Source organism: Stenotrophomonas maltophilia group sp. RY12688 (assembly GCF_052149045.1).
Lineage (GTDB): Bacteria > Pseudomonadota > Gammaproteobacteria > Xanthomonadales > Xanthomonadaceae > Stenotrophomonas > Stenotrophomonas sepilia.
Genome location: NZ_CP197389.1, coordinates 3809821 through 3824093, shown reverse-complemented (window position 1 = coordinate 3824093; position 14273 = coordinate 3809821). Strand labels below are relative to the sequence as shown.

Sequence of the window (14273 nt, the reverse complement as noted above, 5' to 3'; positions counted from 1 at the left end):
GGCAGGGTGCGTGATTGTGCGTGGCAGTGCAATCGTCCGCTCAGGAGCGCAGCACGTTGCCGCTGAGCGCGTCGCGGATCGGGGTCGGTTGGGCCAGGCCACCGGTCTCGCCATCGAGCAGGCCATCGAGCAGGCGCAGCAGGCGCGGATCCAGCTCGGCGCGACTGCGTGCCGGCGGTTCACCTGCCAGGTTGGCGCTGGTGGAGACCAGCGGCCCGCCCCAGGCGCGGCACAGGGCGGCGACCAGTGGGTGGGCGCTGATGCGTACGGCGATGCCGCTGTGTTCACCGGTGACCCACGGTTGGGCGCGCGGACCGGCCGGCAGGATCCAGGTGTTGGCGCCCGGCCAGCTGGCCAGAACCGCACGCTGGCGGGCGTCGGGCAGCGCCTGCAGGCGGACCCAGCCCTCCAGCTGCGACAGTTCGGCGGCGACCAGGATCATGCCCTTCTCGATCGGGCGCTGTTTCAGCCGCAGCACCGCGTGCACCGCGGCTTCATGTGACGGATCGCAGCCCAGGCCCCAGACCGCTTCGGTCGGATAGGCGATCACGCCACCGGCGCGGAGCGTGGCGACAGCAGAGTTCAGGGTGAGTTCTTTCATGACGGCGACCGGCCCGGCGTGGGCCTCCATTATCCCCCCGCTGCGTGCAGAAGGGGTGGAACGCGCCCGCTCGGTAGTGCCGGCCGCTGGCCGGCATCCGAGGCTTCCAGGTGTTGCCGGCCAGCGACCGGCACTACCCCTCATCCGCGCATGGCGTGGATCTACTTCTTTGCAGCGGTCTTCTTGACGGCCTTCTTCGCCGGTGCCTTCTTTGCGGCAGCTTTCTTCACAGCCTTCTTGGCCGGCGCTTTCTTGGCCGCGGCCTTCTTCGGCGCTGCTTCCTTCTTCACCGCAGCCTTCTTGGCCGGTGCCTTCTTCGCAGCGGCCTTCTTGGCGCCGAAGCCCTTGCGCACCGGCTTGCCGGTTTCTTCCATCAGCTGCTGCACTTCAGCCAGGGTCAGCGATGACGGCTCGCGATCCTTGGGGATCTTGCCGTTCATCCTGCCATCGCTGATGTACGGGCCGAAGCGGCCGTTCAGCACCTGGATGTCGCTGCCCTCGAACTCCTTGATGATCCGGTTGCGCGCGATCTCTTCCTTCTCTTCGATCAGGAATACGGCGCGGGCCAGGTCGATGGTGTACGGGTCGTCTTCCTTCTTCAGTGAGGCGTAGGTGCTGCCGCGCTTGGCGAACGGGCCGAAGCGGCCGATGCCGACGCTGACCGGCTCACCATTGTCCTCGCCCAGCGCGCGCGGCATCAGGAACAGTTCCAGCGCGTCTTCCAACGAGATGGTGTGCATCGACTGGCCGGGGCGCAACGAGGCGAACTTCGGCTTTTCCTCGGCGTCCTCGGCGGTGCTGCCGATGGCGGCATACGGCCCGAAACGACCCAGCCGCACGCTGACCGGCTTGCCGGTCTTGGGGTCGGTGCCGAGCTCGCGCGCGCCACTGGCCTCGGCGCGGTCGACCGATTCCTTCTTGTCTTCGACCAGTTCCTTGAACGGCTCCCAGAAACGGGCCATCAGCGGGATCCATTCTTCCTCACCGCGCGAGACGGCATCGAGCTCGTCCTCAAGCCTGGCGGTGAAGTCGTAATCCACGTACTGGGTGAAGTGGCTGGACAGGAACTTGGACACCGCGCGGCCCACGTCGGACGGGCGGAAGCTACGGCCTTCCATTTCCACATACTTGCGGAACAGCAGGGTCTGGATGATCGAAGCGTAGGTCGAGGGACGGCCGATGCCGTACTCTTCCAGCGCCTTCACCAGCGCCGCTTCGGTGTAGCGCGGCGGTGGCTGGGTGAAATGCTGTTCGGCCAGGATGCGTTCCAGCGGGATGCGGTCGCCCGGCTTCATCGCGGGCAGCTTGCGGCCCTCATCTTCGTCCTCGGCGCTCTTGTTGTCCTTGCCTTCCTCGTACACGGCCAGGAAGCCGGGCACGACCACGGTGGTGCCGCTGGCGCGGAACACGTGTTCGCTGCCGGCCGACAGGTCGACGCTGACGGTGTTGAGCGTGGCCGGGATCATCTGGCAGGCCACCGCACGCTTCCAGATCAGCTCGTACAGGCGCCGCTCGTCGTCGGTAAGGAACCGGGCGACCTGCGACGGGGTGCGCAGGGCCGAGGTCGGGCGTACGGCTTCGTGCGCTTCCTGGGCGTTCTTCGACTTGGTCTGGTAGGTGTTGGGCTGGTCCGGCAGCGAGGCGATGCCGTAGTCGCGGGCGATCACGTCGCGGATTTCCGCCAGCGCGTCCTGCGACAGGTTCACCGAGTCCGTACGCATGTACGAAATCAGGCCGACGGTGCCTTCGTCGCCGATGGCCACGCCTTCATACAGCTTCTGCGCCACCTGCATGGTCTTGCGGGTGGTGAAGCCGAGCTTGCGCGAGGCTTCCTGCTGCAGGGTGGAGGTGGTGAACGGCGGCGCCGGGCGGCGCTTGCGCTCCTTGCTGGCCACGTCGGTGACGTGCAGCGAACCCTGCGCGGCCTGCTGGATGCGCATGCGCGCCGCTTCAGCGGTGTCGCCATCGGTGACGGTGAACTGCTCGAACTTCTGCCCGTCCAGCTTGACCAGCTTGGCATTGAAGTGCTGGGACGGGTGCGCGCACTCGGCAGCGATCGACCAGTACTCGCGGGCGATGAAGGCTTCGATCTCTTCCTCGCGCTCGACGATCATGCGCAGCGCCGGGCTCTGCACGCGGCCGGCAGACAGGCCGCGCTGCACCTTGCGCCACAGCACCGGCGACAGGTTGAAGCCGACCAGGTAGTCAAGTGCGCGGCGGGCCTGCTGGGCGTCGACGAGGTCGCTGGCGATCGCACGCGGCTGGCTGATCGCTTCCTTGATGGCGCGCGGGGTGATCTCGGTGAACACCACGCGCTGCATCGGCTTGTCCTTGACCAGCCCGCGTTCCTTCAGGATCTCGGCGATATGCCAGCTGATCGCTTCACCCTCGCGATCCGGGTCGGTTGCCAGCAGGATGTCGTCGGCGCCCTTGGCGGCCTTGGCGATCGCATCGACATGCTTTTCGTTCTTGTCGATCACGTCGTAGTGCATGGCGAACCCGTTGTCCGGGTCGACCGCGCCTTCCTTCGGAATCAGGTCACGCACATGCCCATACGAGGCCAGGACGGTGTAGTCCTTGCCGAGGTATTTGTTGATCGTCTTGGCCTTGGCCGGCGATTCGACGATGAGCAGGTGCTTGGGCATGGCAGCAGTGTCTGTGGGGCGAGCCGCAGGGAAGGGGCCGCTAGGGTGGAGCAAACGGCCGCATTAGTGAAGCGGCCACGGACAAATCAATACGCTGAACGCCCGGTAGTGTGCCGGGCGTTCAGGTTTCACCTTATTAGAGGAATCACGCCCGGCCAGCCCCTGTCAAGCAGCCAGACGTGAGGATGGCCGTTCATGAGGCCATCTTGGCGATGAAGCCGACCGCAGCCACCAGCAGCACCAGGCCCGCCACCGTCAGCAGGCCGGTCAGTACCAGGATCACGATGGTGACCGTACCCAGCTCATGGCGCTGCAGCTGCGGCTGGTCGGTGTAGGCCCAGCGGTCGACCACCAGGGTGTCGCAGATCATGTCGTGCAGGCCCTGCTTGCGCTCGGTGAAGGCGGCCATCAGGAAGCCGATCCCCAGGGTGAAGCTGCTCAGCAGCATGGCCCAGTAGCGACCGAAGGCGCGGCCACGGGTCAGGCGGTCACCATTGCTGCGCACGACCTTGATGCCGACCGCCATCTTGCCCAGCGTGGCGCCGCCCTGGGAGGAATGGAACCAAGTGTAGTAGGCCACGCCGATGACCATGTTGATCAGCGCGCTGGCCAGCTGCGCGACGATTTCGATGGAGGTCTCGCCACTGCCCACCGCGCCCATGCTGGCGCCAAGCACCACGCCGATGATGGCGCCGATGATGCCGCCCGGCACGGCCAGCACGAAGTAGTCGATCATGTAGGCCGCGACGCGCTTCCAGAAGCCGGCGTAGACCACCTCGCCGCCGATCACCGGCCGCGCGCCACCGGCAGCGGCGGCGGCCGGTGCGTTGTAGGGTGAGCTGCTGAGCGCGCCCGTGCCAGGCAGCGGCGCAGTGCCGTTGTCGATGGCGGCGTAGTCGCTGCGCAGGTCGAAGCCGCCACTGGCAGTGGCGGTGCTGGCGTCGGCCAGCGTCTGCAGGCCCAGTTCATCGACCACCTGGCGCAGTGCAGCCCACTGGGCCATGCCTTCGCGCCAGACCAGGGTGTCCAGGTTCAGTTCGCCGCGCTGGAAGCGCTGGCGGATCTCCTGGACCGACAGCGGGCCCTGGCGTTGCTGTCCTACGGCGTAGTACCACTCAGTCATTGCATGTTCCCTGTTGGATCGTCCTTGGAGGTGCTGCCGTGCGCGTGGCTCAGCCGCGGCACGACGGCGGCAGGTACTTGTCGTCGCTTTCACCGCTGCATTCCCAGCGGCCGCTGTCGCGATCATATTCCAGCCACAGCAGGTCGCCATCGAGGCTCTTGCCGGGCACGGCCAGCGTTGCTTCGATGCCACAGTGGCCGTTGTTGAAGCGGCCGATGTTCACCGCCGACAGGCCGGCCTGGCTGAAGTCCCCCGGGGCCGGGAAACCGGCATCGTTGGCGCCGGGGCAGCGGCCTTCATCGTCGGCGAAGTGCTGCACCTGCTGTTTCAGCGGCTGCAGGGCATTGACCGCGGTCGCGATCCTGGCACGCACGGTGTAGTCCTTGTATGCGGGCAGGGCGATCGCCGCGAGGATGGCCATGATCGGTACCAGTACCAGCAGCAGGCCGCCGCCGATGATCGCGGTCAGGGCGCAACCGGAGAGCTTCTTCTTCGGCGGCGGCAGGACCCCAGCCGCCGCCTGGGTGGCATAGGGCGTGGACGGCGGCAGTACAGGCGGCTGCGGCGGAGGCGGGGCCACCGGTTCCGGTTCCGGCTCGGGTTGCTGGGCCGGCGCAGCAACGTCCAGCGCCGGCACGATCAGGCCCAGCTCGTCGACAACGGTGCGCAAGGGCTGCCATTGCGGCAGGCCGTCGCGCCAGACCAGGGTGTCCAGGGAGATCTGGTTGTTTCGGAACAACTCGACCAACTGTTCCGCCGGCAGCGGGCCTTGCTGCCGGTTGCCTTCTGCATGGAACCACTCGCTCACGGGGACGCTCCTGAATGCGCTATGCCCCCAAGTGTACGGTCAGTGAAGGGGTTCTGGCTCGTCCATGAACATCTGCGTCTCCATCCAGGCATAGGCCGCTTCGGAGCCGGGCTGGTTGAACAGCACCATCAGCACGACCCATTTCAGGTCGTCCAGGTCCAGTTCGTCCTGGTCCAGGGCCATCGCCCGGTCCAGCACCAGCTCGCGCTGGTCGGCGTCGAGGATGCCGTGCTGTTCCAGGTACAGCAGGAAGCCGCGGCATTCCACATCCAGCTTGTCCAGCTCGGGACCATGGTAGATGCGCACGGGGCCATCGACCCGCGCCTGGGCCACGCTCGGCCGCTGCGCGGCCAGGGCATCGAGCCAGTCGAACGCCTTGTTGATCTCGGTGGGGCTGAAACCGGCCTGGATCAGGCCGTTCTGCAGCGAATCGCGGTCACGGATCAGGTCCGCATCTTCGCTGAAATAGTGTTCAAACAGGTACAGCAGTACATCCAGGATGCTCTCTTTCATTGCCCCTCGGCCTGCGTCGCGCGACGCTGTGGAGGTGAAGAAACTAGGGAGTTCGACAGTAGCGGCCGTGTACGCACACCACGATTCCCGCCAGTTCCATGGCCAGCAGCATGGAGGACACCTGGGGCGCCGTCAATCCACAGCGCGTGATCAGTGAATCCATACCGCTTGGGTTGTGGTCCAGGGCTCGCCACAAGCACTGGTAGTCAGGGTCGTCGGCCCAGCGCGCCGGCAGGAGGGCCGGCAGTGCCTGTTCAGTGGGGGTGGACAGCCGCGATTGCAAGCCCGGCAGCTGCAGGCGAAGGGCAGGGGCGAGCAGTTCCAGAACCTCCTCGGGGCGCTCGACCAGCGCCGCGCCCTCGCGGATCAGGCGGTGGCAGCCCGCCGCGCGCGGGTTGAGCACCGATCCGGGCAGGGCACAGACCTCGCGGCCTGCCTCGGCGGCCAGGCGCGCGGTGATCAGCGCGCCCGAACGCTGCGCGGCCTCGACCACCACGGTGGCCAGCGCCAGCCCGGCTACCAGCCGGTTGCGCGCGGGGAAGTGGCCTGGGCGGGCCGCCGTACCCGGCAGGTACTCACTGAGCACCACGCCCTCGGCGGCGATGCGCGCCTGCAGCCGGGCGTGGCTGTCCGGATAGGCGCGGTCAGGGCCCGTGCCGATCACCGCCACGGTGCAGCCACCGGCCTCCAGCGTGGCCTGGTGCGCAGCGGCATCGATGCCTGCGGCCAGGCCGCTGGTCACCGCCAGGCCCGCCTCGACGAAACAGCCGGCAAAACGCGCGGCCAGTGCGCGCCCGCCCGGGGTGGGGGAACGGCTGCCGACCAGCGCCACCGACGGGCGCCAGGCCAGGCTGGGGTCTCCGGCGACGAACAGCGCCAGCGGCGGGTTGGGCACCTCCAGCAACGAGGGTGGAAAGGCCGGATCGGTGCAGGGCAGCAGGTGATGGTTGTCCTGTTCCAGCCAGCGCAGGGCGGATGCACACGCCCGGGCGTCGGGACGTTCCAGCGCGGCGCATTGCTCCGGCGTGCAGCCGTGCGCGCGCCAGTTCGCCGGGCCTTGCGCGATGGCGGCTTGCGCACCGCCTGCGGCCTGCAGCAGGGCCCGTCGTGGCGCCAGTGCGCCTCCCGCCATCAACAGGCGCAGCAGCGCCTCATATGCATGCGTGGTCATCCCCCACTATCGGCCGCACGCAACAAAGGCGCCCTAGGGCGCCTTCGCATGTGATCGTCAGGTTTTCCCGCAGACGCCTGCCGGGCAGCGGCCGGCACGCCCGGCAACGGTTACTTTGCGTCCGGGTGCAGCGCGTTGTAACCCACCTGCACCGGCTTCACGCCCTGCATCACCAGCGCGTAGCTGACGTTGTCGAAGGTACGGAACACCATCGCGTGCGCGGCATACTCGTCCGGCAGCGAGACCCGGCCCGCGCCGGTGCTGAGCGAGTCGTCCATGCGCGAGGAGCCCGGGTACTTCATGCGGTGCGCCACATGGCGGCCCGGGCGCCACAGCGAGAACACGGTACCGTTGTCCACGCCCTGGGCACGGCCGGCCGAGATCGCGATCACGTCGCGCGGGCCACCGGCATTGAACATGTCGGTGACGGCCAGCACGCGCACGTCCACACCCTCGACACCGGCAGCGGGTACATGAGGGATGAACTGCAGGTCGTACGGCTTGGCTTCGACCGGCACCAGGCGGTCACCGGCGCGCACTTCGCGGCCGCCGTCGTTCTTGTCCAGCACCAGCGTGGAGGCCTCGACCTTGCCGCCGGCAATCTGGGTGATGGTGCCGGTAGCGACCTGGGCCAGCTCGTAGCCGAGCACGCCACGGCGGGCGTTGGGCGCGTTGTAGGCCTTCCACAGGTTGCCGCTGCCCGGGGTCACGTCGCCATTGGCGGTCAGGTCTTCGGTCGGCTTGGGCTGGGCGTACCGTACGGTCGGGCGTACCACGGCCCAGCGCTGGCCCACCTGGGCATCGGCCAGGCGCACGTAGACGGTGTCACCGCCGGACACGCGCAGGCGGCTGTCCTCCAGGCCGACCACGTAGGGCAGCTGCTTGATGCTGTCGACAACGCTCAGCTGCTTCAGGAACGGCTCGACCTGGGCCAGCGGAATGGCGTCGATCGGGGCCTCCTGGCGCGGGCCGGCCTGGGACACGGTCACCCGGTCCAGGTAGGCAAGGCTCAGCACGTCACCTGGATAGATCAGGTGCGGGTTGGCGATCTGCGGATTGGCTTGCCAGATCTCCGGCCACAGCCAAGGCTTCTGCAGGAAACGTGCGGCGATATCCCACAACGTATCCCCTTTTCGGACCACATAGGTGTCCGGGTGCCCGCCATTCACTTCCACGGCGGTAGCATAGGCAGCCACGGTCAGCATCGCCGCGGCGACGACCGTACGAAAACGAAGCAACATAGGTGTGAAGCCCTGATTCCCCAACAGGTCCACGCACTATAGTCCAGAAACCGGGGCGCAAGGCAAGCGTTGGAGCTAGAATCTGCGACGTATGCCGGCGTGCCGGCCCCCTATCCGGAAACAGCCATGGCCCTTCTCCCCATTCTCGAGTTCCCCGATCCGCGCCTGCGTACCAAGGCTGCGTTGATCGACGCCGCCGAAGTCACCACGCCGGCCTTCCAGGAACTGATCGACAACATGTTCCAGACCATGTACGACGCCCCGGGCATCGGCCTGGCGGCCACCCAGGTGGACGTGCACAAGCGCTTCATGGTCATCGATGTCAGTGAAGAAAAGAATGAACCGCATGTGTTCATCAACCCGGAAATCGTCGCCAGGGACGGGGGCCGGGTGTACCAGGAGGGCTGCCTGTCGGTCCCGGGCATCTTCGCCGACGTCACCCGCGCCGACACCATCACCGTGAAGTACCTGGACCGCAACGGCCAGGAACAGCAGCTGGAGGCGGGTGAAGTACTGGCCACCTGCATCCAGCACGAGATGGACCACCTGGACGGCAAGCTGTTCATCGACTACCTGTCGCCGCTCAAGCGCGAGATGGTCCGCAAGAAGCTGGCCAAGCAGCGCAAGCACGTGGCGTGATCGCCCATCCGGGCCGCCCTTCGGGTGGCCCGTGCCTGCGCGACGCGCGCGGGCTGCACGGCGCCGGCCGACGGCGCCGTTTTGTTTCCTGCACGATTCCATCCTGCAAGTGGGGTAGCCATGAGGATTGTCTTTGCCGGTACGCCGGAATTCGCGGTGTCGTCGCTGCGCGCCGCGGCGCGCCACCACGAGGTCGTGGCCGTCTATACCCAGCCTGACCGGCCGGCCGGCCGTGGCCGTGGCCTGGCACCGTCGCCGGTCAAGCTCGAGGCCGTGGCCCGTGGCATTCCGGTCTACCAGCCTGAATCACTGAAGGACGAGGCTGCACAGCAGCAGCTGCGCGACCTGCAGCCGGACCTGATGGTGGTGGTGGCCTACGGCCTGATCCTGCCCAAGGCGGTACTGGCGATCCCGACCCACGGCTGCTGGAACGTGCATGCCTCGCTGCTGCCACGCTGGCGCGGGGCGGCGCCGATCCAGCGCGCGATCCAGGCCGGTGACGCAAAGACCGGTGTGTGCCTGATGCAGATGGAAGCGGGCCTGGATACCGGCCCGGTGCTGCTGCACCAGGAACTGCCGATCGCTGCCACCGATACCGGTGGCCAGCTGCATGACAAGCTGGCCGAGCTGGGTGCACAGGTCCTGTCCGACGGCCTGGGCCTGCTGCGGGCCGGCATCAAGCCGATCGCGCGGCCGCAGCCGGAGCAGGGCGTGACCTATGCGCACAAGCTGGACAAGGCCGAAGCCCGTCTGGACTGGGCGCAGGGCGCCGATGTGCTGGCGCGTACCGTGCGTGCCTTCAATCCGTGGCCGATCGCCGAAGCGACGCTGGCTGGCGAACGCGTGCGCATCCATGGCGCGGTGGCGCTGGAGGAGGCCCACGGCCAAGCGCCGGGCACGGTGCTGGCGGCCAGCCGCGATGGCATCGACATCGCCTGCGGCCAGGGCGCACTGCGCTTGCGTACGCTGCAGCGCGAAGGCGGCAAGGCGATCACCGCCGCCGACTACCTCAACGCCCGCCGTGATCTGCGCGTGGGAGCATAAGCGGTGTCGAAGCAGAACGATTTCTCCGTTGCCAAGGCGGCGCCGGGCGCGGCCACCCGCATGCTGGCCGCACGTGTGCTGGCACAGGTGTTCACCCGTGGCCGTTCATTGAAGGCCGAACTGGCCTGGGCGCTGCCGAAGCTGGCCGACAGCCGCGATCGTGCCTTGCTGGAAGCGCTGTGCTTTGCGGTGCTGCGTCGCCGCAGTACCTATGACGCTGCCTTGCAGTCGTGGATGCAGAAGCCGCTGTCGGCGCGCGACGCCGATCTGCGCACCCTGTTGATGGTGGGCTTCGCCCAGCTGGACGTTCTGGAACTGCCGGCGCATGCGGCGCTGTCGGCCACGGTCGATGCCGCGCGTGCGCTGGGCCGTGAGCGCCAGGCCGGCCTGGTCAATGCGATCCTGCGCCGCGCGCAGCGCGAAGGTTTCCCGGAGCAGCCGGCGCGCGATGCCTTCCCGGAATGGCTGGCCGATGCGGTGGAACGCGATTGGCCGGCACAGGCCGACGCGATCTTCAGCGCCAGCCTGCAACCGGCACCGTTGTGGCTGCGTGCCAACCGCCAGCACGGCGGCCGTGACAAGGCACTGGCGGCACTGGCCGAGGCGGGCATTGCCGCCGAACCCAGCGCGCTCTGCGCCGATGCACTGCGCCTGGCGGCCCCCGTTGCGGTGAACCAGCTGCCGGGTTTTGCCGACGGTGCACTGTCGGTACAGGACCTGTCGGCGCAATGCGCAGCCGACGCGCTGGCGCCCGCGACCGGCGCCCGCGTGCTGGACGCCTGTGCGGCACCCGGTGGCAAGTCGGCGCACCTGCTGGAACGTGACCCCAGTCTGCGCCTGCTGGCGCTCGATATCGATGCGCGTCGACTCGCGCGCGCCCGCGATACCTACACCCGCACCGGTGTGGGTGAGGGCGCGCAGACCCGGGTGGCCGATGCCAGCGATCCCGGGGCCTGGTGGGATGGCACGCCGTTCGACGCCATCCTGCTGGATGCCCCGTGCTCGGCCACCGGCGTGATCCGCCGCCAGCCGGACGTGATGTTCCACCGCCGCGCCGAGGACATCGATGCGCTGGTCGGCGTGCAGGCCCGCCTGCTGGAGGCCTGCTGGTCGATGCTGCGCCCGGGAGGCGTGCTGCTGTACGCCACCTGTTCGATCCTGCGCGCCGAGAACGTCGATCAGGTGCGAGCCTTCCTGAAGTGGCATCCGGACGCAGCGGCACAGCCTCTGGATGACACATTCGGCCTCGATTGCGAGGGGATTGCGCGCCAGCGCCTGCCGGGTGACAACGATGCTGACGGTTTCTTTTACGCGCGTCTGCTAAAAACAGCCTGACCCCGCTGACGTTCCGAGTCCCATGCTGAAATCCCGCGCGTCGCGCGAGACGTGGTTGTTCGTGGTGATGGCCCTGCTGGTGCTGGGGGCCGGGCTGGGCCTTCGTGATCCGTGGCCGTCGGACGAACCGCGCTTCGCGCTGGTGGCCAAGCAGATGTTCGACAGCGGGCAGTGGCTGTTCCCGCATCGCGGCACCGAGCTGTACTCGGACAAGCCGCCGATGCTGATGTGGTGGCAGGCCACGCTGTACGGCCTGGTCGGGCAGTGGCGCGTGGCCTTCCTGCTGCCGTCGCTGCTGGCGGCCCTGGGCACGCTGTGGTGCGTGGTCGACCTGGGGCGACGCCTGTGGACGCGGCGGGTGGGGCTGTACGCCGGCTGGGCGCTGCTGTTCGCGCTGCAGTTCACCTTCCAGGCGAAGAAGGCGCAGATCGACCCACTGCTGCTGCTGTTCATCACCCTGGCCAACTACGGCCTGCTGCGCCACCTTTTGCTGGGACCAAGCTGGCGCTGGTGGTGGCTGGGCTGGTTCTTTGCTGGCATCGGCGTGATCACCAAGGGCGTGGGGATGCTGGCGCTGCTGATGCTCGTGCCTGCGGCCATCGCCGCGGCGTTGCAGTGGCCACGGGTGGGACTGCATGCGCGCGACGCGCGTTTCTGGCTGGCGCCGCTGGCCTTCCTGCTGGCGGTGTCGTTGTGGCTGGCGCCGATGCTGCTGGCCGGCTTTGCCACTGGCTCGGACGAGTACCTGGCCTACATGGACGACATCCTGTTCCAGCAGACGGCGCGGCGCTACGCCCATTCCTGGGACCATCACCAGCCCGCCTGGTACTTCCTGGCGACGATGCCGCTGATGTGGATCCCGGCGTTCCTGGCCCTGCCCTGGGCGATTCCGGCGTGGCGCCGCCGGTTGCGCCGCCGCGACCCGCGCTACCTGCTGCCGCTGGCCTGGTGGCTGATGGTGGTGCTGTTCTTCTCGATTCCCGCCGGCAAGCGCGATGTGTACATCCTGCCGGCACTGCCGATGTTCTGCCTGGTGCTGGCGCCGCTGTTGCCTGGATTGCTGAGGCGGCGCGATGTGCAGGCCGTGGTGGGGGTGTTCACCGGCCTGCTGTCACTGGGCCTGGCCCTGGCCGGTGCGATGGCGGTGCTGGGCGAGCCGGCCTTCGAGCTGCGCCTGACCCACAGCCGCGGGCTGGCGCCCGGCGCCGTCGACGCACTGGCCTGGACGATCCTGGCGATGGGCGTGTGGGGCGGAGTGAGCCTGCTGGCCTGCGGCCGTCGCCGGCATCTGGCGCTGGTATCGACCCTGGCGATGGTCTGGGTGCTGTACAGCCTGGTCGGCTATCCGCTGCTGAACGATTCCAGTTCCGCCCGCGGCCTGATGCGCACGGTTGGTGACCGTCTGGGACCGGATGCCGAATTGGGGCTGGTGGCCTGGAAGGAGCAGCATCTGCTGTTGGCCGACCGCCCCGCAGCGACCTTCGGTTTCGAGACGGACTGGGACGAGCAGCTGATTGCGGCCACGCGCTGGCAGCGGCTGGCGCCCGGACGCCGCTGGTTGCTGGTGCACGAATACGCGATGCTGTCGTGCGTCGACCGCAACCGTTCTGAACTGGCCGGCGTGGCCAACCGGCGGCGCTGGTGGCTGGTGCCGGCAGCAGCGGTGAAGGTGCCCTGCGTGGTCACTGCAGAGGAGCGCGAACGTGAACGGCGTTTGCAGGAACATGACTAGCCACCACGATTCCGGCTTGTCCAGTCTGCCCAAGCGGGCCCAAAGGCAGTAAAACAGCAGGCTGGGACGGCCTCCGTTGGTCCTTCCCGTTCTTCCCGCAGATTGCAGCGATACTTCCCGACGTGCCAGCTTCACCGGACAACCTGAACCCCATGGCCGACGACCCGCTGGGCGTTCCCGCCGGTGGGCGCCATGGGGCCGCGCATGCGCTGGCCCAGCTGGGCCTGTTCTGCCTGCCGGCACTGGTGCTGACCGTGCCGATCAACCTGCTGCCGTATGGCCTGCTGCTGCTGCTCAGCACGCTGCTGGCGCCGGAGCTGCTGTGGCGCGCGCGCGGCATGGCCGGTCAGCCGGTGAAAGTGCTGGCCTGGCTGATGCTGGCGGTGCTGGCGCTCGGCGTACTGTCGGTGGTGTTGTTCGAGCAGGGCCTGCGTGACGTCGACAACCGCTCGCGATTCGTGGTGATCCCGTGGATCGCGCTCTGGGTCTGCGCGCTGCGTCCCAACCTGCGGTGGCTCTGGTACGGATCATTGACCGGCCTGCTCGCCACCTTCGCGATGTCGCTGTGGCAGGTGCTGGGTGGCGCCCCGCGCGCAGAGTTGTTCACCAACGCCATCGTGCTGGCCGACATCGTGATGGTGTTGATGGTGCTGCTGGTGTTCTGTCGCCCGTCGCGGCGCTGGTCGCTGGTGATCCTCGGCACGGCCGCCGGCTGCGGCACCATCGTGCTGACCGGCAGCCGCGGCGTGTTCGCCGCCCTGCTGGCGCTTCTGGTGGTGCTGGCACTGAGCCTGCGCTGGCGCACCGGTGCGGCGCGCCTGTCGGTGCTGGCCGGCATGCTGGCGATCGGCGCGACCCTGTTGCTGTCGGTGCCGGAGCTGCGTCACCAGGTGCGCCTGAGCGAGCTGCACAGCGACGTGCAGCGGATGGAGCAGGGCGACAGTGATTCTTCCGCCGGTGCCCGCGTGGAACGCCTGCAGGTGGCCTGGGAGACCTTCCTCGACCATCCGCTGGTGGGGGTGGGCATCGGTCATTTCGACAGCGCGATGCTGCGCGTGCCGGTCTGCCGTGAGAATCCGGAAGAGTTGCGTTGCCACCTGGGGCATGCACACAACGATGTTGCCGAATGGGCAGCGACCCAGGGCGTACCGGGCCTGCTGCTGTTGCTGGCGGTGTATGGCATCCCGCTAGGGTTGTTCGTGCGGCTTCATCGCCGCAGCGGACGGACGACCTTCCGGGGGCCGGCCGCAGCCGGCATCATGCTGGTGATCACCTATGCGCTGTGCGGCCTGACCCAGTCGATGTTCGCGCACCAGATGACGGCCAGTTTCTACGTGACCCTGGTCGGCCTGCTGACCGGCCTGTCGATCGTCGAAGGCGCGCGCCACCGGGCAGTCACCGGGGCGTGATGCATCGGCGCG

General features: G+C 68.0%; 12 protein-coding genes. 5 read left to right on the top strand and 7 right to left on the bottom strand.

Features of this window, described 5'->3' with window-relative positions; genetic code table 11:
- Nucleotides 1-40: 40 nt before the first annotated feature.
- From ACS0OT_RS17710 to ACS0OT_RS17680, 7 genes are all read right to left on the bottom strand, one after another.
- Nucleotides 41-631, bottom strand: coding sequence for a Sua5/YciO/YrdC/YwlC family protein (locus tag ACS0OT_RS17710; RefSeq protein ID WP_081275815.1), 591 nt, complete (start codon nucleotides 629-631; stop codon nucleotides 41-43).
- Nucleotides 632-762: 131 nt separating this feature from the next.
- Nucleotides 763-3246, bottom strand: a complete 2484-nt coding sequence (locus tag ACS0OT_RS17705; protein ID WP_005419627.1) for a DNA topoisomerase I — start codon at nucleotides 3244-3246, stop codon at nucleotides 763-765.
- 193 nt (nucleotides 3247-3439) lie between these two features.
- Nucleotides 3440-4369 (bottom strand): RDD family protein, encoded by a 930-nt coding sequence (locus tag ACS0OT_RS17700; RefSeq protein WP_065178799.1) that lies wholly within the window; start codon nucleotides 4367-4369, stop codon nucleotides 3440-3442.
- Between the two features lie 49 nt (nucleotides 4370-4418).
- Nucleotides 4419-5177 (bottom strand): pilin, encoded by a 759-nt coding sequence (locus ACS0OT_RS17695; RefSeq protein ID WP_005419623.1) that lies wholly within the window; start codon nucleotides 5175-5177, stop codon nucleotides 4419-4421.
- Between the two features lie 39 nt (nucleotides 5178-5216).
- Nucleotides 5217-5690, bottom strand: coding sequence for a DUF494 family protein (locus ACS0OT_RS17690; protein WP_005419622.1), 474 nt, complete (start codon nucleotides 5688-5690; stop codon nucleotides 5217-5219).
- 43 nt (nucleotides 5691-5733) lie between these two features.
- Nucleotides 5734-6861, bottom strand: a complete 1128-nt coding sequence (gene dprA, locus ACS0OT_RS17685; protein WP_065186323.1) for a DNA-processing protein DprA — start codon at nucleotides 6859-6861, stop codon at nucleotides 5734-5736.
- Between the two features lie 110 nt (nucleotides 6862-6971).
- On the bottom strand, nucleotides 6972-8102 hold the full coding sequence (locus tag ACS0OT_RS17680; RefSeq protein WP_072167258.1) for a LysM peptidoglycan-binding domain-containing protein: 1131 nt from the start codon (nucleotides 8100-8102) through the stop codon (nucleotides 6972-6974).
- 126 nt (nucleotides 8103-8228) lie between these two features.
- On the opposite strand from ACS0OT_RS17680, the gene def reads away from it, so the two are divergent.
- The 5 genes from def (at nucleotide 8229) to ACS0OT_RS17655 (ending at nucleotide 14261) form a co-directional block, all read left to right on the top strand.
- A complete protein-coding gene (gene def / locus ACS0OT_RS17675) occupies nucleotides 8229-8741 on the top strand; it encodes a peptide deformylase (protein ID WP_005419619.1) in 513 nt (170 codons plus the stop codon).
- A gap of 120 nt (nucleotides 8742-8861) precedes the next feature.
- Nucleotides 8862-9785, top strand: coding sequence for a methionyl-tRNA formyltransferase (gene fmt / locus ACS0OT_RS17670; RefSeq protein ID WP_053496981.1), 924 nt, complete (start codon nucleotides 8862-8864; stop codon nucleotides 9783-9785).
- A 3-nt stretch (nucleotides 9786-9788) separates the two neighbouring features.
- Nucleotides 9789-11120 carry a 16S rRNA (cytosine(967)-C(5))-methyltransferase RsmB gene (rsmB, locus tag ACS0OT_RS17665; RefSeq protein ID WP_065196856.1) on the top strand — a complete coding sequence of 444 codons (1332 nt, stop codon included), beginning with the start codon at nucleotides 9789-9791 and terminating at the stop codon, nucleotides 11118-11120.
- Nucleotides 11121-11142: 22 nt separating this feature from the next.
- The gene (locus ACS0OT_RS17660; RefSeq protein ID WP_065186324.1) at nucleotides 11143-12852 is read left to right on the top strand and encodes an ArnT family glycosyltransferase; all 1710 of its coding nucleotides are present in this window, start codon (nucleotides 11143-11145) and stop codon (nucleotides 12850-12852) included.
- A gap of 152 nt (nucleotides 12853-13004) precedes the next feature.
- On the top strand, nucleotides 13005-14261 hold the full coding sequence (locus ACS0OT_RS17655; protein ID WP_164092883.1) for an O-antigen ligase family protein: 1257 nt from the start codon (nucleotides 13005-13007) through the stop codon (nucleotides 14259-14261).
- Nucleotides 14262-14273: the final 12 nt, after the last annotated feature.